This window comes from Anaerolineae bacterium (assembly GCA_011176535.1).
Classification (GTDB): domain Bacteria; phylum Chloroflexota; class Anaerolineae; order Anaerolineales; family DRMV01; genus DUEP01.
Genome location: DUEP01000037.1, coordinates 1 through 22,823 on the forward strand (window position 1 = coordinate 1; position 22,823 = coordinate 22,823).

The window sequence follows — 22,823 nt, forward strand, 5'->3', positions numbered from 1 at the left end:
GACACCCCCACCGTGGCCGAGCCCCCCGGTCGCCCCGCCACTCCCCAGGAACACGCTCACCCCCTCCCGCACCCCGACCTACTCAACGCCCTGACCTCCCTGCTGGCCGCCCAGCGCTTAGGGAAGGGCGAAAGCGCCCTCTTCCCCGCCGAGCGCGCGGCTTTCCCCCCAGGGTCCCTGACCGCTCTGGCCCGGGCGGCCGGCCTGCTCGACGAGCAGGGAGCACCTGTGCCCGCCCGGATCAAACCCTTCCTCACCCTGGGCGACGCCGAGGCCCTCCGGCGACTCTTTCACGCCTGGCGCACCTCGCCCCTTTTCGACGAACTGCACCTGCTGCCCCATCTGGAAGTCGAAGGCGCCTGGGAGCGGCCTTACCGCCGCCCCCGGGAGCAGGTGCTGGCCTGGCTTCAGGCCCTGCCCGAGGATTGGTGGAGCCTGGAGGCCTTCGTTCAGGCGGTGCGGCAACAGGCCCCCGACTTCGCCCGCCCGGCCCCCGGCGACTTCGACTCCTGGTACATGCGCCGCCGCAGTGACGGCCAGTTTCTGCGGGGCGAGGCCGCCTGGGACGAGGTGGACGGTGCCCTACTCCGTTTTCTGCTCACTGGCCCCCTGCACTGGTTCGGCGCCGTGGACCTGGCCGCGCCGGAACCGGGGCAAAGCCCGCGCGCCTTCCGCCGCGCCGCGCACCTGGCCGACCTGCTCGCCCGGCCCAGTGCTTCGCCCGTCAGGCACCCCTCGGCGCCGATGCAAGTGACTTCCGATGGGCGCATCACCGTCCCGCGCCACGCCCCCCGCTGGGTGCGCTACCAGATCGCCCGCGCCACGGCGTGGGAGGCCCTGGACCAACGAGGCTACCACTACCGTCTGACGCCCCGCGCCCTGCAACAGGCGCGGCGGCAGGGGCTGTTTGCCGGGCAGGTGCTGGCCCTGCTGCAACGCCACGCCGCCCATGTGCCGCCCAACCTGGTGCGCGCCCTGGCCCGCTGGGAGAAACACGGCACCCAGGTGGAAATCGCCGAGGTTACGGTGCTGAAGGTCGGCGACCCAGCCATCTTGCAGGCCCTGCGACGTAGCCCGGCCCGGCGCTACTTAGGCCCTCTGCTGGGCCCCACGGCCGTGGTGGTGCCTAAGGCCACCCTGCCGCGCCTCCGCGCCGCCTTGCTGGAGATGGGGTATCTGGTGGAGGGGGAAGAGTGATGCCCAGGGGGGATGCTCTGATGCCCAGACCCGCGCCGTCAGGGCCCATGGCGTCACGACCTGACGACGCACGACCCACGCCGCTTGAAATGCCATGGCTTCGCGCTTGAGGATAGACGGTGGCCACCCTCAGGCCTTTGCCGGGATGCGGGGTCATGTTTTCCTTTTCCCCAAGGGAAAGATCAGGTTATCGTAGTCTTCGTAGGGGCTGGGGAAATGTGGAAAACCCTGGGGATAGTGTGCAAAACCCCTAGGAGTGGGGGAAGCCCTGAAGTCGAGGGCCAGATATGGGGGTTCAGGGCGGTGGCGCTTTCCCCAGGGGGGTGGGGAAGCCTTGGGGAGATCTGCAGGTCGTTTTTCCACAGGGTTTCCCCAGGTGGCGCGCTACGCCTATATCTGCTATGAAGGTGGGAGAAGGCCCCAGATATGGCGTTGCGCTTCAGCGGGCCGAAGCAAGTTGTCCCCACTTTTTGGGGTGTTTTCCACAGATTTCGGGGGGTTTTCCACAGGCTAGCTAGATGGGAAAACCAACGGGGCGTCCGCTCCGACGCCCCGTTGGTCAGACCTTTTGGCCGATTACCCCACGAGTTCCTGAAAGGCTTTGGCCGACTGCTCGGCTATGACTTCGTGCAGGCTGTTGCCGTGGCTGTCCATGGTCACCACGGCAGGGAAGTTCTTGACCTCGATGACCCACATGGCCTCGGGCACGCCGAACTCCTCCAGTTTGTACACGGCCAGCACCCGTTGGACGCTTTGGGCGATGAGCGAAGCCGCGCCGCCCACAGCGTGGAAGTACACCGCCGGGACCTCCTGGCAGGCCTGCAGGGTCTTGGTGCCCATGCCGCCCTTGCCGATGATGCCTTTGATGTTGAAGTGCTTCATCACATCGGCTTCGTAGGGCTCCTCACGGATGCTGGTGGTGGGGCCAGCGGCCACGAAGCGATAGTCGCCGGTGTCCAGCCCGGCCACCACCGGTCCGCAGTGATAGAGCACGCCGCCGTTGAGCACCTTCTTGATGGCCTCGTACACTTCCAGGTCGTCGCCCTGGGGCTCGCGGGTCTTCTTGATGAAGGTGTCGGTGATCCATTTGTGCACCGCATCCCGGCCGGTCATCATCACGCCGGAGAGCAGCACGGCGTCGCCGGCCTGCAGGCTGCGAATCACTTCGTCGCTGATGGGGATGGTGATCTCACGCATGGCTCCCTTCCTTTCTGGGGTTGAGAGGGTGGCTCAGCGGATAACGACCTCGTCGCCCCGGATGAGCATCTCGCGGCGGCGGTAGGCCCAGCACATGTAGGCGATGGAGACGAAGTAACTGGCGGGCAGGCGGTGGATGACCTTGATGCGCGTGGCCATGACCGTGGTCTTGCCGCCCAGGCCCATGGGGCCGATGCCCAGTTGGTTGGCCTCCTCGGTGATGCGGCGTTCCAGTTCGTCCAGCGCCGGGTCGGGGTTGGGCTCGTCCAAGCGGCGGAAGAGGGCTTCCTTCGCCGCGTAGAAGGAGGCGCCCCGGTCGCCGCCGATGCCCACGCCTAAGAAGCCCGGCGCGCAGCCTTTGCCTTGGGCCTGATACACGGCGTCGAGGACCACCTTGCGCACGCCTTCCAGGTCACGACCGGCCTTGAGGCGGGTGTCGGGCAGTTTGTACTGCGCGGAGACGTTCTCCGAGCCGCCGCCCTTGAGCATCAGGCGCACCCGTAGGGTATCGCCGTCCACCTCGTGGAAGTGGATGGTGGGGAAGTACTCGTCGCCAAGGTTGTTCCCCGTGTTCTTGCCGGTGACGGGATGCACCGCGTTGGGCCGCAGGTAGGCCCGTTTGGTGGCCTCGACCAAGGCGGCCTCAATCTGCCGCCGCAGTTCTCGCAGGCTCCACCCCTGGGGAAAGTCCACATAGAAGATGGGGGTGCCCGTGTCCTGGCAGATGGGGGTGGCGTTGGCCCGCGCTATGGCCACATTTTGTAGGATGGCGTCGAGCACCTGGTAGGCCACCGTATTGGGCTCTTCCGTTTCTTTCGCCGCTTTGATGGCCGCTTCTACATCATCGGGCAGGTCGGTGGCCGTGCGGCGTACCAGTTCCAGAAAGTGTTCGGTGTAGTCGCGCATGATAACCTCCGCAGATAGAGAGTAGCCCTAGGGGACAACGACGCTCCAAAGTATATCTTACCGCAAAAAAGCGCCTTTGGCTCAAGAAAGCGTCAATTTTTTGGTACGGAAAGGGGGGGCGACCTCTATCGCTATCGACCGAGGCCAGTCGGGAGAAAAAACCGAGCCACAACACGGTTCCACCCGCGGTTTTTTCTCTTCCTTCCTGCGCTATAATGGAAACGACGAGACCTTTGCCTCGAGGAGAACCCCCATGCGCGCTGTGGATGTCATTATCAGGAAACGGGACAAGCAGGAACTTTCCAAAGAGGAGATTGAATTTTTCATCCAAGGCTTCACCCGGGGGGAGATTCCCGATTATCAGGCCGCGGCCTGGGCCATGGCCGTGCTGCTCAACGGGATGACCCCCCGTGAGACCACGGACCTCACCCTGGCCATGGCCTTCTCCGGCGATGTGCTGGACCTCTCCCAGGTGGTGCCCGTTGCCGTGGACAAGCACTCCACCGGTGGGGTGGGCGACAAGACCACGCTGGCCGTGTTGCCTGCGGTGGCCGCCTGCGGCCTGCCCGTGGGCAAGATGTCGGGCCGGGGGCTGGGCTTCAGCGGCGGCACCCTGGACAAAATGGAATCCATCCCCGGCTACCGCTGCGATTTGACCACCGAGGAGTTCCTGCGCCAACTTCAGGAGGTGGGCATCGTGCTCACCGGCCAATCGGCCGACCTGGCCCCGGCCGACGGCAAACTATACGCTTTACGGGATGTGACCGGCACCGTGCCCTCCATCCCCCTCATCGCGTCGTCCATCATGAGCAAGAAGATCGCTGCCGGGGCCCAGGCCATCGTGCTCGATGTCAAAGTGGGGCTGGGGGCGTTCATGCGCACTTTGGACGATGCCCGCGCGTTGGGGCAACTCATGGTGGCCATCGCCCGCCTGGCCGGACGCCGGGCGGTGGCCCTGCTCTCGGACATGAACCAGCCCCTGGGCTTCGCCGTGGGCAACGCCTTAGAGGTGCGCGAGGCCATCGACACCCTGCACGGCGGCGGCCCGGCCGACTTTCGTGAGCATTGCCTGACCGTGGGCGGCTATATGCTCCTCTTGGGCGGCGTGGTGCAGAATATCGAAGAGGGTAAACGGCGCATTGTCCAGGCCCTGGACGACGGCAGCGCTTGGGCCAAGTTCCGCGCCTTAGTACAGGCTCAGGGCGGCGATGTGGCCTATGTGGACGAGCCGGAGCGCCTGCCTGCCGCCCGCCTCATCGAGCCGTTGCCCGCCCCACACCGGGGTTATCTCCGGCAAATCCACGCCCGCGTGGTGGGCGAAACGGCGGTCATCTTAGGGGCCGGCCGGGAGAAGAAGGGAGATCCCATCGACCACGCCGTGGGCATTGTGGTCCACAAGAAGGTGGGCGACTGGGTGGAGCAGGGCGAGCCGGTGTTCACCATCCACGCCAACGACCCGCAGCGGCTGGCCGAGGCGCGGAAGCGGCTGCAAACCGCCCTGCAATGGAGCGATGAGCCGGTGGAGCCGTTGCCCCATTTCTACGGCGCAGTGGAATGATCATTGAGGGACGCAGTTCATCAACATGCTCCCTGAAAAATCCACCGGGGCGACCTGCACAGGTCGCCCCGGTGGACGATGGATGGAGGAGTAACCCAATACGGGAGCGCCGATGGGGTACTCACCAAAGGATAACCCTCAAGCCGCCAAAAAGTTACGGGGTATCGGGCTAAAAATCGGTCAAGTAGGTCAGCGCCATGGTGCCGGGCCCCTCGTGAACGCCGACGGCTGAGAGGCGGATGAGGGCTTACTGGATAGGGCGCCGGGCGCCGATTTGCTCCGGTAGCCGGCGGGCGTTGGGTTCGGCATGGGCGTGGAAGGTGGCCACGCATACCTGTTCGTGCCCCTATAGCCGTCCAGCTGCGATGTCCACCCGCCGCTTGCGGGTGCGCGTCTTTTCCAGCGGCTCGATGCCCCCCGCGCACTTCCAGGATGGGCTTGATGTTGAGCATGGTGCCCACCAGGCGCGCGGCGCCGCCAATCCGTCCGCCGCGATAGAGGTATTCCAGGGTTGGCACCGTGAGCACCGCGCCCACATGCCCTTTGGCCTCCTCGGCCAGGACGCGGCATTCCCCCAGCATGGCGCCCTCGGCCGCCGCCAGCACCACGAAACTCAGGGTGGCTACCGTGTGGAATCGACGATCTCAATGCGAGCCTCGGGGAGCATGGCCCTGGCCTGCTCGGCCGAGGCGATGGTGCCTGAAAGTTTGCTGGAGATCAACACGGCCAGGATGTCGTGCCCGCTCTCGTGCAGTTCGCGGAGAATCTGGTAGAAGGATTTCGCCGAGACCTGGGAACTGGTGGGCAGGGTTTTGGCCTTCGCCAGGCGCTGGAAGAAGGCCTGGGGCTGGATGTCCACCCCGTCAGATAGGTCTCGCCATCCCAGATGAGCACCTGGGGTGCCACGCGGATAGCGTATTGCGCGACCAATTCCTGGGGGAAGTAAGCCCTGCTGTCGGTGACCAGAGCCACTTTGGTCATAGCAGGGTGCTCCTTGTGGGGGAGGATGGCGACAATTTCTCAAAACCCCTTCAGGCATAAAAGGTTGCACGGCAGACAGCCCTTGGGGGCCTCGTCGCTCAACGGCTGTCTGCTTTTGCGGGGGAAAAGGGCGCCGGGGGATCAGGACAGATGGGCTTCTGCGAGGAGGGCGGGGGCGGCGAACAGGTCTTCGGTAAGGCCGTCGAAGGCGATGTGGCCCTGGTGAAGCACCACTGCCCGGCGGGCGTACTCGCGCACGAACCGCAAATCGTGGGTGATCATCAGAATCGTCACGCCCTGGCGGTTGAGGTCCCGCAGGAGGTCCATCAGGGCGTAGGCTGTGTTGCGGTCCTGCCCAAAGGTGGGCTCGTCCAGGATGAGCAGCCGCTGGCCCACGGCCAGCATGGTGCCCACGCTGAGGCGACGTTTCTGGCCCTGGGAAAGGGTGAAGGGGTTGCGGTCGGCCTGTTCGCTGAGGCGGAAGCGCTGCAGCAGGTCGTCGACCACCTGCCGGATGCGGGCCTCGGGCCAGCGCCGGACGCGGGGGCCGTAAGCCAACTCGTCCCACACGCGGTCGGTGACGAACTGGTGTTCGGGGTTTTGGAAGACATAGCCCATCCGCTCAGTCAGCCTGGCCGGGGTTAGGTCCTCCAGCCGCTCCCCGAAAAGCCAGATCTCCCCTTGCGAGGGGCGTTGGGGGAGCAGGCCCATGAGGAGCAGAGCCAGGGTGGACTTGCCGGCCCCGTTGGGGCCCAGCAGAGCCACGAAGTCGCCCTGGGGAATGGTCAGGTCGATGGCGCGGAGCACCGGCGGCCCATCGGGGTAGGCGAAGGTCAGCCCGTGCACGGCCACGGCGGGAGGATGTTCCACCAGAGGGGGGAAGGTCTTCGGGGGCGCGGACCGGGTTCGGGGGTCCAGGGAAAGGGGAACCCAAATCCCGGCGCGCAGCACCTGGTCCAGATGCGCCTTCAGGGTGGGCAGAGGTTCGCCTTGGGCCAGCAGTCCCCCCTGTTCGTCCAGCAGAATCACCCGGTCGGCCAGGGGTAGGCAGGCGCTCAGTTTGTGCTCGATGAGCAGGATGGTGTGCGTGCCCTTGAGGTGCGCCAGGGTCTCGAAGAATTCGCGGGTGGCGCGAGGGTCCAGGTTGGCCGTGGGTTCGTCGAGGATGAGGATGGGGGGGCGCATGGCCAGCAGGGCGGCCAGCGCGATGCGTTGCATCTCGCCGCCGGAGAGGGTGTCCAGCCGTCGGGTGCGGTAATCAGGCAGTCCCACCTGCTCCAGGGCCGTCTGGATGCGCGCGGCCATCGCCTCGGGGGGGACGCGCAGATTCTCCAGGCCGAAGGCGAGTTCGTCTTCCACGGTGAGGGTGGCGAAGGATGCTTCGGGGTCCTGCAGGAGCAGGCCCACGCGGGCGGCCACGGCTCCGGGCGCGGCCTGGGTGGGGTCGAGGCCGTCCACGGTGATCCGGCCCTGGATGTGGGCGAAGATGTCGTGGGGGATGAGGCCGGTGAGGGTCAGGGCCAGGGTGGATTTGCCGCCGCCCGACGGCCCCAGCAGGACCACCGTCTTCCCCTCGTGGATGGTCAGGCTGAGGTGGCGCAGGGCCGGGCGGGCGGTGTGCGGGTAGCGTACGGTCAGGTGTTGGGTGCGCAGGGCGATGGGCATGGGAACCCCTGGGAGGGGTGGGAGCGGCTCACAAGGGCCGCCCCCACCGGCGGATCATTCCTCGCGGGCGATGGCAAAGGAGCCTAAAGCCCCGGCGCGGTAGAGGCCGTCGCCGATGGCCTTGCCCAGCCAGCCGGAGAGCACCGCGCCGGAAATCAATCGGGCGACCAGCATGATGGCCAGGACATTGAGGCTGAGGTCATAGTACCAAAACATGTAGTCCACCACCAGGCTGCCGATGCCAGCCGCGGCGCCGGCCAGCATGAGGGTAGGCAGGTCGTAGCGTTTGTACCCCGTGGCGGCAAAGACGATCTCGGCCATCCCACCCTGGACGATGCCGGAAATGAGCAGGGTGAGGCCCCATTCGCCCCCGGCGAGGAACTCGGCCAGGGCCGCCAGGGTCTCGGCGGCTAAGGCCGTGCCGGGTTTGCGGATGATGTAGGCGGCCACGATGGAGGCGATGAACCAGAAGCCGTACACCAGATCGCGCGTGCCGGGGAAGAGGGTGTTCAACGGCTTAGCCACCTTCCACACGAAGCCCCAACCCAGGAAGAGCAGGCCAAACACCAGGGCCAGGTTGGCCACCAGGATGACTTCCAGGGTCTTCCAGCGTTCCAACGCCTGCCGGGAGCCCCAGGCGGCTCCGGCGGCCAGCCCCAACACGGTGAGCACCAGGGCATGGGTGGTGTTCCACTGGATGTACTCCACTTCGGGGCCGCGCACCACGGCGGCCAGGTAGTACACCAGCAGGGTCACCGCCCCGCCGATGAGGGCGTGGAGCAGCGTGCGGACAGCGGACTTGCCTTCCATGGCGAACCTCCTTAGGTGGGGTAGCGTATCTCGGCCTGGCGGCCGAGGAACGGCCTCAGGAAGGAGGGGCGGCGTTGCCTTTCGCCGCTTCCAGCGCCTGCAACCCCTCTTGAGGGGTGACGACGCACAGCAGGCGTCCGCGTCTGACCTGCACCATGGCCTGTGGGGCGGTCAGTTGGTTGCTCACCCCACGGCTCACGCCAAAGGGCAGCCGGCCGTTGGTGAGGGGGTAGGCCAGCCCTGTGGTAGTGATGCCCTCGGCCGGGCCGTTCAGGGGGATCAGGGAAACGAGGTCCCCGGGGCGGCCCTGGATGACGGCGGAGGACTGGATGAGGAACAGCCGCTGCACACCGTCGTGGAAGACCAGCGAGGCGTCGCGCAGGCGCGGGTGGGCGGCCAGGAACAGGTTGGCCAGGCTTTGATCCCACCGTCCCCCCAGGGCGGCCAGGATGTCCAGATGCGTGGCGCCCTGGTCAACGGCCCACAACAGGGCCAACTCCAGGTCGGTCTCGTCCTTCTGGGCCGGATAACGGAGGATTTGCGTGCCCTGGGCGGCGAGGCGGGCCACTTCGGGGGCGGGGAGGGAGTCCAGGTCGCCGATGAGCACCTGGGGTTTCACCCCCAGGCGCAGGCAATGGTGACCGCCGCCATCGGCAGCGACGATGAGGTCTGCCTGGGCGACCATCTCCTGCCACTGGGGAGGGAGGTGGAGCGTTCCGTTGGCGAAAACGACGGCTTGCATGCCCATCTCCTGGGGTGCAAAAAGCCCTCCGCGCCTGCGGAGGGCCGATGGTTTCGTCAATTTCCGAAGCCATCCGCCTGCATCCCTCCGCCGGCATTACCCGGATCAGGTGCTACGGGTCGAGGGCTTCCAGCCCTCCTCTCAGCCCGGTCTCACCGAGCTCCCCGTGCAAGGCGGTATGTTGCGTTGCTGCCCTCATTATACAGTTCTGGGGAGGGTATGTCAATAATCTCGATGGGGCTGGACGAAAGCGGGGAGGCATGTTATACTCCCGGCGCTAGGCTCCCGCCTGGGCGGGAGCCTATCTCACACGCCTTCTGACCTGCCGGGGCGTGCCGTGTTCAGTGCGGTGCCGCGCAGGGACGAGGAAGGCGGAGGCCTAACGCGGAGGTACAAATGCCAACCGTTTCGATGAAAGTCATGTTGGAGAGCGGGGTGCATTTTGGGCATCGGACCAACAAAGCGCACCCCAAGATGAAGCCCTACATCTTCACCCAGCGCAACGGCGTTCACATCCTCAACCTGCAAATCACGCAAAAAGCCCTCAAGGAAGCCTACAACCTGGTGCGTGATACCGTGGCCAAGGGGGGGACGGTGCTCTTTGTGGGCACCAAGCGCCAGGCGCAGGAGACCATCGCCACGGAGGCGACTCGCTGTGGCATGCCCTATGTGAACTACCGCTGGTTGGGGGGAACCTTGACCAACTGGCGCACCATCTATCAACGCATCCGCAAACTGGAGGAGTTGGAGCGGCTGCGTGACAGCGGCCAGTTGGAACGCCTGCCTAAGAAAGAAGCCATTCGGGCGCAGCGGCTCATCGAGCGCCTGGAGGCGCGCCTGGGCGGTTTGCGCACCATGCAAGGCCTGGCCGACCTGCTGTTCGTGGTGGATGTCTGCCGCGAGGAGACGGCCATCAAGGAGGCCAATCGCCTGGAGATCCCCGTGATCGCCATGGTGGACAGCAACTGCGACCCCTCGCGTATCGATTATGTGATCCCAGCCAACGATGACGCCATTCGGTCCATCAAGTTGATCGTGGGGAAGATCGCCGATGCGGTGATCGAGGGCAAGAACCTGCGGGCCAAGGAGATGGAGGCCGAGGCGCAGGCGGCGGCCGAGGCGAAGGCCACGCGCCGAGAGGAGGAGCAGGCGGAGGAGTTGCCTGAAGATATGCTCCTGGGCGAGGCGACCCTGGCCAAAATCCAGCCGCAGGAAAAGGCGGTCGAGGAAGCGCCCGCTGCGGAAGAGGAAGCGGAGACCCCGGCTGAGGTTGAACCTCAAACCGAGGCCGCCAAAGAAGAACCCACCGAAGAGGCCAAGCCGGAGTCCGGTGAAGAATCCGCCGCCTGAGCGGGTCCCCTTTTCGTTGCTGGGCCTTTGACAATCTCACCGAAGGAACCGAGGGAATTGAAGATGAGCGTTTCGATGGAGTTGATCAAGCAATTGCGCGCCGAAACGGGCGCCGGAATCATGGATTGCCGCAAGGCGCTGGAAGAGGCCAACGGCGATCTGGGCAAGGCCAAGGAAATCTTGCGCCAGAAAGGGCTGGCCAAGGCGGCCAAGCGGGCCGAGCGCCAGGCTTCCGAAGGCGTGATCGAACTGTATTCCCACGGCAACGGTCGCGTGGGTGTGATGGTCGAGTTGAACTGCGAGACGGATTTCGTGGCCAAGGCGGAGAAGTTCCGCCACCTGGCGCACGAGTTGGCCCTGCAAATTGCGGCCATGTCCCCCAAGTATGTCTCCGAGAAGGACATCCCCGCGGAGGAATTGGAAGCCCTCAAACAGGGTTGGCGAGAGCAGGCGCTGGCCGAAGGCAAGCCCGAGCAGGTTATCGAGCGCATCGTCGAGGGTCGGCTGAAGAAGTTCTACGAAGAGGCCGTGCTCCTGCATCAGCCCTACATCCGCGACGACAACATGACGGTGCAGGATCTGGTGAATGATGTGGTGGTGGCCTTGGGCGAGAACATTGTGATCCGGCGGTTTACGCGTTGGGAAGTGGGTGAAACCAGTGCCCCGGAGAGTGACGCCCAGGAAGCCTGACCCTTCAGAGGCCAACCGCGCGGTTGGCCTCTTTTTCGTTCGTTGGCAGGAGGTCGGTATGTCTCCCCGATTGAAATATCACCGGGTTTTGCTAAAACTCAGCGGTGAAGCCCTGGCCCCACCCGACGGACGGGGGATTGACCCTGACGCCGCCGAATCCATTGCCCAGCGGGTGTGCGAGGTGCATCGTCTGGGCGTGCAGGTGGCGGTGGTCATCGGCGCGGGCAATCTGTGGCGGGGCCGCGAAGGGTTGAAACGCGGCATGGACCGGGCCACGGCGGATTACATGGGGATGCTGGGCACGGTGATCAACGCGCTGGCCCTGATGGATGCCATCGAGCGCGAAGGTGTGCCCGTGCGGGTGCAGACGGCCATCGAGATGCGTGCGGTGGCCGAGCCGTACATCCGTCGCCGCGCCCTGCGCCACCTGGAGAAGGGACGGGTGGTCATCTTTGGCGGCGGCACCGGCAACCCCTACTTCACCACCGACACCACGGCGGCGCTGCGGGCTATGGAGATAGGCGCCGATGTGCTCATCAAGGCGACCAAGGTGGACGGCGTGTACGACAGCGACCCGCGTACTAACCCCAACGCCAAGCGCTTCGACCGCCTGACCTACATGGAGGCGCTCAACCGCCGTCTGGAGGTCATGGATTCCACGGCGCTCTCGCTGTGCATGGACCACAATCTGTCCATTTTGGTGCTCAACTTATGGGATCCTGACGCCCTGCGCCAGGCGCTTTATGGTGAGCCGGTGGGGACCCTGGTCACGGCCGAATAGCCTTTCCAGGACCCGTAAGCGCGAACCGGGCCAGGAGGATTTCCTGGCCCGGTTTGTCGTCTCTCCGCCCGTGAAAGACGATTTCCTAATCCAGCCCGGCGCGGGTGTGAACGGTGCGCATCACCTCGGCGTAACGCGTTTCGGCTTGCTGGACGAGGGCGTGCACCTCGTCCAAGAGGGCCCTGGCCTCCTCCGCGGGCAAATCGAGGCTGTTGATGCGTACATTGAGGGTGGCGCCTGTCAGGGCGGCATGGGCCAGGGCGGCCGCGGTGCCGGCGTCGGTGACGGCGTTCAGGTTGCCGATGGCGGCCATTTGCCCAGCCAGGTCGAGCACTTCGGCGGCCAGGCGCGCCGTGCGCAGCGGCACCTGGGCCGCTTTGCGGGTGGCCTCCAGGATGGCCTGCTGGCGCGCGGCCTTTTGCTCCTCGGTGGCCTTGGGCAATCGGCGGGCGGCCATCACGGCCTCGAAAGCAGCGGCGTCCTCGCTCACCAGGGCTTCCAGTTCGCGCCGCACTTCCTCGGCGCGCTCGAGGATGGGCCACACCTGGGGTTCCACCGCCTTGTATTTCTTTTTGCCCACGGTCAGTCGCCCCACCATGGCCACCAGAGCCGCTCCTGCCGCCGCCGTATAGGCCGCGGCCGAACCGCCGCCCGGCGTGGGGGTGCCGGCTGCCAGTTCGTCCAGAAAGGTGGGCTCCGGCGTTTCGGGCAGGGGCTTTTCCTGCAGGGCGCTGTAGAGGCGGCGCTCCAGAATTTGCTCTGGCTCGAAGGCGTCCAGTTGCAGATACCAGCGGGCGGCCTCGATGAGGGCTTCCTGCGGGGCCAGACCCACCAGTTCGCTGTGATGCACGGCCACGCCGTAGCGCTGGGCTTCCCGGCGGATGAGTTCCACCACGCGGGCGATGGGGGTCTTACGGTAGTTGGTCAGGTTCATGGAAACCTGGGCGCGGCCTTCGACCAGCATGCCCAGGGCTTTGACATAACGCAACCCCCCCGAGGAATGGCGCACGGCGCGGGCGATCTTGCTGGCGATGCTCACATCGTCCGTGGTGAGGTACACATTGAAGGCGATGAGGGGATCGCGGGCGCCGATGACCGTGGCCCCGGCCGGGCCGACCCTGGCTGGACCGAAATCGGGGTCGCGGGCCGGGTGCTTGCCGATTTCCTCTTTGAGGGCCTCGTATTCGCCGCGGCGAATGTTCTCCAGGTTTTCCCGTTCGGGGCGGGTGGCGGCTTTTTCGTATAGGTAAACAGGGATGCCTAACTCCTCCCCCACCCGTTTGCCCAGGCGGCGGGCCATCTCGATGCATTCGGCCATGGTGACGCCCTCGATGGGCACGAAAGGCACCACATCCGTGGCTCCGATGCGCGGGTGCTCGCCTTCGTGCTGGTTCAGGTCGATGAGTTCGGCGGCCCTGGCGATGCCGCGGAAGGCCGCCTCGTCTACAGCCTCCGGCGGGCCCACGAAGGTGACCACCGTACGGTTGTGATCGGGATCCGAATGGCGGTCCAGCACGACCACGCCTTCCATCGAGGTGATGGCGTCCAGAATTTGCTCCACCACCTCCATCCGACGGCCTTCGGAAAAGTTGGGGATGCACTCCACCAGGCGTATGCTCATGGCTCACCTCGTTTTCTCAAGATGACGGGTGTACCTATCATACCATCGGTTGCCCGACCGAGGGCTTGCGGTACAATGGGGCAAATCTTTGAGGAGTGACGCGGATGGCGGAAAAACCTAAGATGAAGTTCCCCAACCGGAGCCTGGTGGAAGCGTTGACCCTGCGCGGTCGGCTCATCCTGCGCCTGCTGCGCGACCCGCGGGTGCCGTGGTATCTCAAATTGCTCCCCCTGGGGGCTATGGTGTATCTCATGGCGCCGGACCTGTTGCCGTTGAACCCTCTGGATGACACGGTGATCGTGGGGTTGGGGTTCTATCTGTTTGTGGAGTTGTGCCCCCGCGAGGTGGTGGACGAACACATGAAGGCCCTCAACCGCGTGGTGCCCGGCACCTGGCGGGAGGAATCCGAAACTGACCCTCTCCCACCCCCCAGAGGCTAAAGAGGGACGGCCTGACGACTCTGCACATACCCTTCGACCCAGAAAATGACCAGGGCCAGCCAGACCAGGCTGTAGCCCACCAGGTAGGTTGGGGTAAACGGTTCGTGATAGGCCAGCACACCCAGCAAAAACTGGAGGGTGGGCGCCAGGTATTGCAGGATGCCCACCACACTCAGGGGGACCCGTCGCACGGCCAGACCGAAAAAGACCAAGGGCACAGCGGTGACCGCTCCGGAGCCCAACATGAGCAGGTCAGCCGTGAGGCCCATATGGCCGAAGGCCCCTCGCCCTTGCAGTTCTTGCCAGAGGAGAAAGCCCGCGGCGGGGAGAAAGATGAGCCCGGTTTCCAGGGTTAGCCCGTCCAGGGCATCCAGCGGCGCGGTTTTGGTGACCAGACCGTAAAGGCCAAAGGTGGCTGTGAGGGCGAGGGCGATCCAGGGCAGGCGACCGTAGATCAGCGTCAGGTAGCCCACGCCCACGGTGGCCAGACCGATGGCCGTCCATTGCCACGGGCGCAGGCGTTCGCGCAGCACCACCAGCCCCAACAGCACGCTGAAGAGGGGGTTGATGAAGTAGCCCAGGCTGGCTTCCACAATGTAACCGTGGGTGACGGCCCAGACATAAGTGAGCCAGTTCCCGGCCAGCAGCAGGCCGGCCAGGGCGTAGGTGTGGACCACCCGCCCGTCACGCAGCAGAGGGCGTAAACGGTTCAGTTGACCCATGACGGTCAGCAAGAGCACCATGAAGACGAACGACCAGACAATGCGGTGGCCGATGAGTTGGATGGCGGGGATGCCTTCCAGTTGTTTCCAGTAAACAGGGAAAAGCCCCCACAGGAAGTAGGCCAGCAAGGCATAGATGTATCCCTGGTTCATCCCTCTCCTCCGAGCGATGGGCGAGGAAAGTTTACCACAAGGGGGCGAGATGAGGCGGGCGCGCAGGGTGACGCGGAAGGGTGGCCCTGTTCTGGGCTACAATAGGGGCAGTGCGTTGGGTTTTGCCGTTTGATGGAGGGAACGGATGCGTGGCTTATGGCTGGAACAGCAAACCCTGACCTATCGTGAAGACCTGCCCATCCCGGAGCCCGGCCCTGGTGAGGCGCTCCTTCGGGTGCGGCTGGCGGGCATCTGCGCCACAGACCTGGAGATGGTGCGTGGGTATTATCCCTTCACCGGCGTGCCCGGGCATGAGTTCGTGGGCGAGGTGGTCACCGCGCCCGAGGCCCCCGAGTGGGTGGGCCGGCGCGTGGTGGGCGAAATCAACCTTACCTGCGGAACCTGCCGCTTCTGCCGGAGGGGGATGCCCACGCATTGCGAGAACCGGACGGTGTTGGGCATCCTGGGCCATGACGGGGTGTTTGCGGAATACACCACCCTGCCCGTGGCGAACCTGCACCCCGTGCCCGATGGGGTGCCCGATGAGATGGCCGTATTTACCGAACCCCTGGCGGCGGCCCTGGAGATTCAACAGCAGGTGCATATTCGGCCCACGGATCGCGTTCTGGTGGTCGGGGTGGGACGGCTGGGCCAACTCATCGCCTGGACGCTCAGCCTGACGGGAGCCGAGGTGTTCGCCATGGTGCGCCGGGAGCGCCAAAGGGCGTTGCTGGCGCCTTATGGCGTGCGGGCGCTGACTGCCGAGGAAGTGTCGCCTCGGAGCATGGACTTGGTGGTCGAGGCCACGGGCAACCCTCAAGGGCTGGCTCTGGCCAAACACGCCCTGCGCCCGCGCGGAACTTTGGTGCTCAAAAGCACCTTCGCTGGCGATACGACCCTCAATCTGGCCTCCTTTGTCGTGGACGAGGTCACGGTGGTGGGCTCGCGCTGCGGGCCTTTTGCCCCGGCGCTACGCCATCTGGCACAGGGGCGGATTGATCCACGCCCGCTCATCGAGGCCCGTTATCCGCTGGCCGGGGGGCTGGCTGCCTTCGACCATGCTGCCCGCGCGGGCGTGTTCAAAGTGCTGTTGGAGCCGTGAACAATGTATCTCATCGATGGGCACAACCTAATCCCCCATGTGGCGGGGCTGAGTCTGCGCGATCCGGACGATGAGCGTCGCCTTGCCGAGGGGCTGGCCGCGTTCTGTCGGCGCGCCCGATGCCGGGCCGAGGTGTACTTCGACGGGGCGCCCCCCACCCAGGCCCGGCGCTTCACTTTGGGCCGGGTGACCGTGGTCTTCGTTCGGCGGGGCCGCACGGCCGATGCGGCGATTCACGCCCGGTTGCGCCAGTTGGGCGGCGCTGCTCGGAATGTCATCGTGGTCTCCTCGGATCGGCAGGTGCAGGCGGCGGTCAAATCTTACGGAGCGCAGGTGATGGACGCCGCCACCTTCGCCCGACGCCTGGCGGCCTCAGCCACGGCTTCCGCCGGCGAAGCAGAGGAGAAACCTGCCGAAGTGTCCCCCGATGAGGTGGAGGAGTGGCTGCGGTTGTTTGGGGAAGAGGAGGGTTGAGTCGCGGAGCGGTTCCCACAACGGAGGAGAGCCTTGCCCCGTGATTCAGGCCGGTTTCTAAGCCAGACGCCATGCGGTGGCGCGGTCCAAGTAGGGCGAACGCCGCAACAGCAGCCAGCGAACGAAGGGCCGGAAGGCTCGCACGAGGCCGCGTCGCCAGCCCAGGGCGCGGCGCAGGTCGGCCAGGTAGTCGTCCAGGGTGCGTTGCTGATAGCGGAGCAGGCGTTCGCTTTCCTCGGTGTCTAGCCAGTCTACTGGATACGGTGTGCGGCTGAAGGCTTCCTCGGGCAGCATACCCACGCCGACGGTGACCAAGATGCGCTCGGCCACCTCGTGGTAAAGGTGCTGGCAGCGCGGCCCGCCGCCGATGTGGAGCACTTTGCCCCAGACGGCTTCGCTGGTCACCGCGTGGGCGATGGCGATGGCCACATCTTCCCGATGGACGAATTCGATGCGGTTGTTCAGGGGGACATCGAACATCCCAGGGTCGAGGATCAAGGTGACGGGCAGGGCGGCAGCCAGGCGAAAGATGACCCATTTTAGGGTGGAGCCTTTGACCAGGGCTTCGGCTGCCGCTTTGTGGCGGGAGTAGTGTTCGGCAGGGTTGGGGGGATCGTCAACCCGCCGCGGGGGCGGCAGGTGCTGGGTGCGACCATAGATGTGCAGCGACGAGGTGAAGACCAGGCGTGGGGGGCGCGGTTGGGCTTCCATGGCGGCGATCAGGTTGCGTGTGCCGCCCACATTGACGGCCCACGCCCAATCAGGTGCCTCTTCGCTGCCTTTGCCCGTGGCCGAGAGGTTGGGGATGACGAAGGCCAGATGCACCACGGCGTCCTGGCCGGCCACGGCCCGGGCGACCGCCTGGGGATCACGGATATCGCCCCAGCACACCCGCACCCGCCCACGGAAGCGCCGGGCCGCGTGCCGATTGCGCCTGGTGGGCGTGTCAAAGGCAGTGAGATGATGGCCGTGGTGGAGCAGGGATTCCAGCGCGGCCTGGCCGATGTTGCCAAATGCGCCGCTGACGAGAACATGCATGGAAAACCTCCGAAGGGGAAAGAAGGAACAAAGCGTCTCACTCGGGGAGGATGCCCCAGCCGCGCAGCAGGGTGCGCACCCCCTGATAAGCCACGGCGCCCCACTCGGTGGTTTCGGGCAGGACCATCCCTTGCAGGAGCACCCCCATGGCTAGGGCCAGCATCGTGCGGGCCGCGGTGTGGGGATCCGTGGTCAGCGGGGCGCCTTTCTGACGGGCTTCGGCCAGCCATTCGGCGAACAGGGCCTCAAAGCGGCGGTAGGGCGCGACCATGGCCTGCCATACTGAAGGTTCCCGCACGGCGTGGCTCCAGAATTCCAGCAGCAAAGGCCACGACTGACGCCCTTCGTGGCCGATGCGCCCCACCTGTTCGCTCATCGCCAGCAGGGCGTGGGCGATCTGGGGATGGGCGCGCCGCTGGGCCTGAAGTCGCTCCTCTAAACGGGCTAGCCAGCGTTGCAGCAAAGCCAGGAAAACGGCCTGCTTGGAGGGAAAGTGGTGGTAGAACGCCCCTTTGCTGACCCCCGCCTCGCGGCAGATGGCCTCCACGCTCACCGCGTTGTAGCCCTGGGTGGCGAAGAGGTGTTCGGCGGCTTGCAGGAGGGCGTGGTAGGTGGCTTGACTGCGGGCTTGTTTAGGCATGAGGGCTCCTTGAGGGATTAAAACCATACCGACCGGTCGGTATGATTTTAGCACAGATATCCCCCTGCGGCAAGGGAACCTCGAAAAAAGGGGCGCGTTGCCTCAGGCGGGGCGGGCCCGTCCTTTCGACAACGCGCCGGGGGCCTTCCAGGGGCTGAAGGCAGTAGCGCGCTTACGCTGTTTCGGCCGCGTCTTCCGGCGGCGGCGTTTCTTCCAGGGGTTCTTCCTCCTCTGCCAGTTCGGCAGGTTCCTCTTCGGGCGGTCGGTCGAGCATTTGCATGTCACGGGCCACGATGCGTACCACGCGCCGGCGTTGCCCCTCGCCCTCGACGGTGTACACGCGCAGGCGACCCTCAATATACACCAGGCGGCCCTTGCTCAGATACTGCTCGCAGATTTCCCCCAGGCGGCCATAGGCTTCGATGGTGAACCAGTCGGTGGTCTGGCGTAGTTCGCCCTGGGGGGAGCGCCAGCGCCGGTCCACGGCCAGGGAGAAGATGGCATAGGGCTTGCCGCTGGGGGTGAAGCGCCGCTCTGGGGCACGCCCCAGGCGACCGATGAGTTGAACGCGATTGAGTGAGGGCATGGTTACCTCCTGCGACATCCCCCGTCGTTTTGCCCGCTGTTGCGTTGGGATGGTGTGGATAGGTGGGGGTGAGGTTGGGCCATACGGCACGGTTTCAGGACTCGAATCGGCCAACAGGAACCACCCCTATGTTTAGTTTAGCGCATGGCCGGAAAATGTCAACCACCTGGCACCGCCTCATGCTATAATGGGGCACTTCGTTTAAGGACGGTGCAAGGATGAGCGATCCCCGTGTGCAAAAGTTGGCCCACTTGCTGGTGGCCTATTCCACCGTGGTGAAGCCCGGCGATTGGGTGCTGGTGCGCAGCCACCCCCTAGCCCTGCCCCTGGTGACCGGGGTGGTCGAGGAGATCACCCGCGCTGGCGGCCATGTGACGCTGCAATTGACCCATGAAGCGCCCACCGAAGCCTTTCTCAAACGGGCCAGCGAAGAGCAACTGCGCTGGATTTCGCCTCTGGAACGGCTGGCCATGGAGCAGGCCAATGTGCTCATCAACATCCGCGCGGCGGAAAACACCCGCGCGCTAAGCGGCGTGGACCCCAAGAAAAGCCAACTGGCTCAGGTGGCCCGTCGCGCTCTCACCGAGACCTTCATGCGCCGCTCGGCCGAGGGTAGCCTGCGCTGGGTGGGCACCCTCTTCCCCTGTCCGGCGTATGCGCAGGAAGCCGACATGAGCCTGGCCGAGTACGAAGATTTTGTCTATCACGCCACCTTCTGCGACCAGGATGACCCTGTGGCTTCCTGGCATAAGGTGCATGAGGAGCAACAGCGCCTGGTGGACTGGCTCAAAGGCAAGAACGAGGTGGTCGTCAAGGGCCCCAACGCCGATTTGCGCCTTTCCATCGAAGGGCGTTCCTTCATCAACTCCGACGGCCACCACAACATGCCCAGTGGTGAAATCTTCACCGGTCCAGTGGAGGATTCGGTCAACGGGTGGGTGCGCTTCACCTATCCCGCCATCTACGGTGGCCGGGAGGTCGAAGGGGTGGAGTTGCGCTTCGAGAACGGACGCGTGGTGGAGGCCAAAGCCGAAAAGAATGAGGACTTTTTGCTGGCCTTGCTGGAAAGCGACCCCGGCGCCCGCTACCTGGGCGAGTTCGCCATCGGCACCAACTACGGCATCCAGCGCTTCACCAAGAACATCCTTTTTGACGAGAAAATCGGCGGCACCATTCACATGGCCGTGGGTGCCGGCTATCCTGAGACGGGGTCGCAGAACAAGTCCAGCATTCACTGGGACTTCATCTGCGACATGCGCCAGGATAGCGAAATCTGGGTGGACGGGGTGTTGTTTTACAAGGACGGCCAGTTCCAGGTGTGAACCCTCCTCTCCAAAAAACATTACCGCCCCGGGGGCTTCCTCCGGGGCGGTGGCTTTTTAGGTCAGAGTAGCCCTTCGAGGTTCTGCAAGGGTTTCATCGCGGCGTAGGCCGTGAGGTCCAGTTGCAAGGGGGTGATGGAGACATAACCCTGGGCCAAGGCGCCGATGTCCGTGCCGTCTTCAGGGATCCCGGTGGGGGCTTCGCCGCCGATCCAGTAGTAGGGGCGGCCTGCCGGATCCAGCCGTTTAATCAGCCGATCCCGATAGACCCGCAGCCCCATGCGGGTGATTTTCACGCCCCGGATGTCCTCCAGGCTGCCCAGGGGCACATTGACATTGAGTAGAACCCCTTGAGGCAACCCGTGCTCCAGGGCCCAGGCCACCGCCCGGCGGGCGATTTCCGCGGCCGGACGGTAATCGGCGCGGTGGCCCGATTCGTAAGGGTTGTCTAAGGAGACGGCGATGCCCGGCACGCCAGAGATCACGGCTTCCATGGCCGCGGTCACCGTGCCCGAGTAGGTGACATCGTGGCCCAGGTTGGCGTGGGCGTTGATGCCGGAGGCCACCAGGTCCACGGGTTTCTCCAACAGGCCGAGCATGGCCAAAGCCACACAATCCGAAGGGGCCCCGTCGCTGGTCAGCGCCCGGGTGCCGTCGTCCAGTTCGACCTCCCGCACGCGTAGGGGGCGGTGCAGGGTTTTCACATGGCCCGAAGCGGACCAGTTGCGGTCCGGGGCCAGCACCGAGACCTCGACCTCGGGCAAGGTGCGCAGGGCCTGCGCCAGGGCCAGCAGCCCCGGCGCGTGCACGCCATCGTCGTTGGTCACCAACACATGGGGCATCTTCCACCTCGCCGACCGCTCATTGCCAATCGCATCACCTCATCGGCGCCCACAGGCCCCCGGTGAGGCCGGCGGCCTCGGGGGTAGTCAGGGCGGCCACGGCCTCCGCCACACGCTGGGGGGGGCCCGGCAGTTCGGTGAAGGGGCGCAACCGCGGCCAGCCTTCCCCCGGCGGGGCGGTGAGCACGGCGTGGAGCCGCACCCGCGTATTCCTCCACTGCTCGGCTGCGATGGGGACCAGCCCCAGCAGGCCGGTCTTACCGGCGAGATAGGGCACCCCCGGCGGGGCGTTGACCGGCTCGCCCAGGCCTAGGTGCACGATGACGCCGCCGCCCTGCGCCTGCATGATGCGACCGCACACCTGGGTGACCAGGAAGGGCACGGTGAGGTTGATATCCAGAGCGCGGTGCCAGTCCCACTCGTCCAGGGCCATGACGGTGGCGGTGGGGTTGGCTTCTAAGGCGGTCACGGCCACATCAATGCGGCCCCAGTCGTCGGTGATCTGGTTGACCACGCCCTGAAAGGCGATCTTCTTGATGATGTCGCCCATGTACGCCCGGGCCTGACCGCCCCCGGCGCGGATGGCCTCGATGGTCTGCTCGAGGTGCATGGGGCTGAAGTCGAAAGCAGCGATGCGATAACCTAAGCGGGCCAGGGTCAGGGCGATGGCGCGGCCATGCCCCTGCCCGGCGCCTAACACGAAAGCCACGGATTCGCTCACAAGTCACTCCTCAAAAGGGTGGATGTCCTCCGGCGGGCACAGGGGCACTCTATCCGGCGGTACTTCTCTGGCGTTCAGCGACAGGCCCAGGTAAGGGGAGGGGTCGAGGGTGTTGGCGATGTCCAGTTCGTTGCGAAAGCGCCCTTGCCCGTCGCCGAGCACGATGGAGAAGTGCAGGTGCACGCCCACGGGCCGCCGGGGGTTGCCCGAATAGTTGCCCTGGTAACCCAGCAGGGTGCCCGCCTGTACGGGCCGGTCTTCCGTCCCCGGCGGGAAGTCCGGGGCGATGAGCGAACGCCCCTGGGGGTCGGCCATGTGGGCGTAGTAGGTCCAGATGATGCGGTCCGGATGCAAGGGGTCCTCGTGGCGGATGATGACCGCCGATTTCCAGGCAGGCAGGCGGGTGAGCAGGCCGTCATAGGCGGCGTACACTGGGGTTTCGCCCGGCGCGGTGCCGCCGAAGATGTCCACGCCCTGGTGGGTGTGGAGCAGTTGGAAGCGGTCGCCCCAGAGGTAGCCGATGTAGCCCGCCGTGGGCATGAGGAAAGGGGCGTCGCCGCAGCGGATGCGGGCCGGGACGACCCAATCGGAGTGCTCCTGGGGTGCGCGCAGGAAAGCCACCAGTCGGGCTGAACGGCGCGCGGATGAGCCATAACGCAGGTAAAGCAGCCCCCCGGCCAGGAGCAACAGCCCAATGGCCCCGCCAAAGGAAACTTTTTTCACGACGGGTCTTCCTCGACCAGGCGAATGGTCTGCGCGCCCAGGGCCTTGCGGATGGCCTGAGGCGTCATGCGCAGCAACGTGTCTTCGGCCCCGCCGCCGGCCCAGACTTCTGAAAAGGCCAGGATGCGCTCGTCCATCAGCGCAGGCAGGGGTTGCCGATGGGCCAGCGGTGGCACGGCCCCCACGGCATAGCCCGTCCAGGCCGGCACCTCGTCGGCCCGCGCCAGGCGGACCCGCTTGCGGCCCACGCCGAAGAAGCGGGCCAAGATGCGGCGATCCACCCGTTGGGGGCCGATGGCCAGCACCAGCCAGGGCTGCTCGGTGCCGTCGTCATAGCGCACGAAGAAGAGCAGGGTTTTGACGATTTGCTCCGGCGCCACCCCGGCCACCCGCGCCGCCTCTTCCACCGTAGGGGTGGGCTGAGAAAAGCGCACCACCTCGCCCGCCAGGCCGCGGGCTTTGAGATAGGCTAGCACATGGGCCGGGGTGAGGGTTTCCTGTGGGGAGGCTTCGGTCATCACGGGGATGATTATACTCGTTTTTTCGTGAGATCGTGGCTCGT

The 22,823-nt window shown here is 65.5% G+C and carries 22 protein-coding genes, 2 pseudogenes and 1 riboswitch; of the genes and pseudogenes, 9 read left to right on the forward strand and 15 right to left on the reverse strand.

The features are described from left to right. Nucleotides 1-1,197 (forward strand): hypothetical protein (locus tag G4O04_04860; GenBank protein HEY57853.1); only part of this gene is annotated, 1,197 nt, incomplete at its 5' end. 576 nt (nt 1,198-1,773) lie between these two features. Here G4O04_04860 and G4O04_04865 read toward each other — a convergent pair. Continuing rightward, nucleotides 1,774-3,300, reverse strand: a pseudogene (locus tag G4O04_04865) (fumarate hydratase). Nucleotides 3,301-3,553: 253 nt separating this feature from the next. Between G4O04_04865 and G4O04_04870 the strand changes: the two are divergent. Then, the gene (locus G4O04_04870) at nt 3,554-4,858 is read left to right on the forward strand and encodes a thymidine phosphorylase (protein ID HEY57854.1); all 1,305 of its coding nucleotides are present in this window, start codon (nt 3,554-3,556) and stop codon (nt 4,856-4,858) included. Nucleotides 4,859-5,204: 346 nt separating this feature from the next. Here the strand turns inward: G4O04_04870 and G4O04_04875 are convergent. From G4O04_04875 to G4O04_04895, 5 genes and pseudogenes are all read right to left on the reverse strand, one after another. Further along, nucleotides 5,205-5,439 (reverse strand): annotated as a pseudogene (locus G4O04_04875) (hypothetical protein). Nucleotides 5,440-5,480: 41 nt separating this feature from the next. Then, nucleotides 5,481-5,717: a hypothetical protein gene (locus G4O04_04880; GenBank protein HEY57855.1), complete on the reverse strand. Its 237-nt coding sequence runs from the start codon at nt 5,715-5,717 to the stop codon at nt 5,481-5,483. 263 nt (nt 5,718-5,980) lie between these two features. After that, nucleotides 5,981-7,504 (reverse strand): ABC transporter ATP-binding protein, encoded by a 1,524-nt coding sequence (locus tag G4O04_04885; protein HEY57856.1) that lies wholly within the window; start codon nt 7,502-7,504, stop codon nt 5,981-5,983. Nucleotides 7,505-7,558: 54 nt separating this feature from the next. Beyond that, nucleotides 7,559-8,314: a thiamine permease gene (locus G4O04_04890; GenBank protein ID HEY57857.1), complete on the reverse strand. Its 756-nt coding sequence runs from the start codon at nt 8,312-8,314 to the stop codon at nt 7,559-7,561. Nucleotides 8,315-8,369: 55 nt separating this feature from the next. After that, nucleotides 8,370-9,056, reverse strand: coding sequence for a thiamine diphosphokinase (locus G4O04_04895; protein ID HEY57858.1), 687 nt, complete (start codon nt 9,054-9,056; stop codon nt 8,370-8,372). A gap of 65 nt (nt 9,057-9,121) precedes the next feature. Continuing rightward, a riboswitch (TPP riboswitch) is annotated at nt 9,122-9,233 on the reverse strand. A gap of 219 nt (nt 9,234-9,452) precedes the next feature. Here G4O04_04895 and rpsB point away from each other — a divergent pair. From rpsB to G4O04_04910, 3 genes are all read left to right on the forward strand, one after another. Further along, nucleotides 9,453-10,406 (forward strand): 30S ribosomal protein S2, encoded by a 954-nt coding sequence (rpsB, locus tag G4O04_04900; GenBank protein ID HEY57859.1) that lies wholly within the window; start codon nt 9,453-9,455, stop codon nt 10,404-10,406. Nucleotides 10,407-10,469: 63 nt separating this feature from the next. Continuing rightward, nucleotides 10,470-11,096 (forward strand): translation elongation factor Ts, encoded by a 627-nt coding sequence (gene tsf, locus G4O04_04905; protein HEY57860.1) that lies wholly within the window; start codon nt 10,470-10,472, stop codon nt 11,094-11,096. Nucleotides 11,097-11,154: 58 nt separating this feature from the next. Further along, nucleotides 11,155-11,877 carry a UMP kinase gene (locus tag G4O04_04910; GenBank protein ID HEY57861.1) on the forward strand — a complete coding sequence of 241 codons (723 nt, stop codon included), beginning with the start codon at nt 11,155-11,157 and terminating at the stop codon, nt 11,875-11,877. A gap of 85 nt (nt 11,878-11,962) precedes the next feature. On the opposite strand, the gene ftcD is transcribed toward G4O04_04910, so the two are convergent. Continuing rightward, complete coding sequence (gene ftcD, locus G4O04_04915; protein HEY57862.1) at nt 11,963-13,498, reverse strand: glutamate formimidoyltransferase; 1,536 nt, start codon at nt 13,496-13,498, stop codon at nt 11,963-11,965. A 104-nt stretch (nt 13,499-13,602) separates the two neighbouring features. Between ftcD and G4O04_04920 the strand changes: the two genes are divergently transcribed. After that, nucleotides 13,603-13,938, forward strand: coding sequence for a hypothetical protein (locus tag G4O04_04920; GenBank protein ID HEY57863.1), 336 nt, complete (start codon nt 13,603-13,605; stop codon nt 13,936-13,938). On the opposite strand, the gene rarD is transcribed toward G4O04_04920, so the two are convergent. After that, nucleotides 13,935-14,813, reverse strand: coding sequence for an EamA family transporter RarD (gene rarD / locus G4O04_04925; GenBank protein ID HEY57864.1), 879 nt, complete (start codon nt 14,811-14,813; stop codon nt 13,935-13,937). The genes G4O04_04920 and rarD overlap by 4 nt on opposite strands. A 145-nt stretch (nt 14,814-14,958) precedes the next feature. Between rarD and G4O04_04930 the strand changes: the two genes are divergently transcribed. Both G4O04_04930 and G4O04_04935 read left to right on the forward strand, forming a co-directional pair. Then, nucleotides 14,959-15,915: an alcohol dehydrogenase catalytic domain-containing protein gene (locus tag G4O04_04930; protein HEY57865.1), complete on the forward strand. Its 957-nt coding sequence runs from the start codon at nt 14,959-14,961 to the stop codon at nt 15,913-15,915. Nucleotides 15,916-15,918: 3 nt separating this feature from the next. Further along, complete coding sequence (locus tag G4O04_04935) at nt 15,919-16,389, forward strand: NYN domain-containing protein (protein HEY57866.1); 471 nt, start codon at nt 15,919-15,921, stop codon at nt 16,387-16,389. A 57-nt stretch (nt 16,390-16,446) separates the two neighbouring features. Here G4O04_04935 and G4O04_04940 read toward each other — a convergent pair whose 3' ends face one another. The 3 genes from G4O04_04940 to G4O04_04950 all read right to left on the reverse strand — a co-directional run bounded on the left by G4O04_04940 (nt 16,447) and on the right by G4O04_04950 (nt 18,653). Beyond that, nucleotides 16,447-17,427, reverse strand: a complete 981-nt coding sequence (locus G4O04_04940; GenBank protein HEY57867.1) for an NAD(P)-dependent oxidoreductase — start codon at nt 17,425-17,427, stop codon at nt 16,447-16,449. Between the two features lie 37 nt (nt 17,428-17,464). After that, a complete protein-coding gene (locus tag G4O04_04945) occupies nt 17,465-18,067 on the reverse strand; it encodes a TetR/AcrR family transcriptional regulator (protein HEY57868.1) in 603 nt (200 codons plus the stop codon). Between the two features lie 172 nt (nt 18,068-18,239). After that, the gene (locus tag G4O04_04950) at nt 18,240-18,653 is read right to left on the reverse strand and encodes a single-stranded DNA-binding protein (protein ID HEY57869.1); all 414 of its coding nucleotides are present in this window, start codon (nt 18,651-18,653) and stop codon (nt 18,240-18,242) included. A 218-nt stretch (nt 18,654-18,871) separates the two neighbouring features. Between G4O04_04950 and G4O04_04955 the strand changes: the two genes are divergently transcribed. Further along, a complete protein-coding gene (locus G4O04_04955; protein ID HEY57870.1) occupies nt 18,872-19,975 on the forward strand; it encodes an aminopeptidase in 1,104 nt (367 codons plus the stop codon). Nucleotides 19,976-20,037: 62 nt separating this feature from the next. Here the strand turns inward: G4O04_04955 and surE are convergent, their stop codons facing one another. The 4 genes from surE to G4O04_04975 are packed head-to-tail and all read right to left on the reverse strand — an operon-like array spanning nt 20,038 to nt 22,779. Then, the gene (surE, locus tag G4O04_04960; GenBank protein ID HEY57871.1) at nt 20,038-20,817 is read right to left on the reverse strand and encodes a 5'/3'-nucleotidase SurE; all 780 of its coding nucleotides are present in this window, start codon (nt 20,815-20,817) and stop codon (nt 20,038-20,040) included. Between the two features lie 34 nt (nt 20,818-20,851). After that, nucleotides 20,852-21,538, reverse strand: a complete 687-nt coding sequence (locus tag G4O04_04965) for an SDR family oxidoreductase (protein ID HEY57872.1) — start codon at nt 21,536-21,538, stop codon at nt 20,852-20,854. A 3-nt stretch (nt 21,539-21,541) separates the two neighbouring features. Continuing rightward, complete coding sequence (locus G4O04_04970) at nt 21,542-22,261, reverse strand: M23 family metallopeptidase (protein HEY57873.1); 720 nt, start codon at nt 22,259-22,261, stop codon at nt 21,542-21,544. Continuing rightward, on the reverse strand, nt 22,258-22,779 hold the full coding sequence (locus G4O04_04975) for a YbaK/EbsC family protein (protein ID HEY57874.1): 522 nt from the start codon (nt 22,777-22,779) through the stop codon (nt 22,258-22,260). Before G4O04_04975 ends, G4O04_04970 begins: the two co-directional genes overlap by 4 nt. Nucleotides 22,780-22,823: the final 44 nt, after the last annotated feature.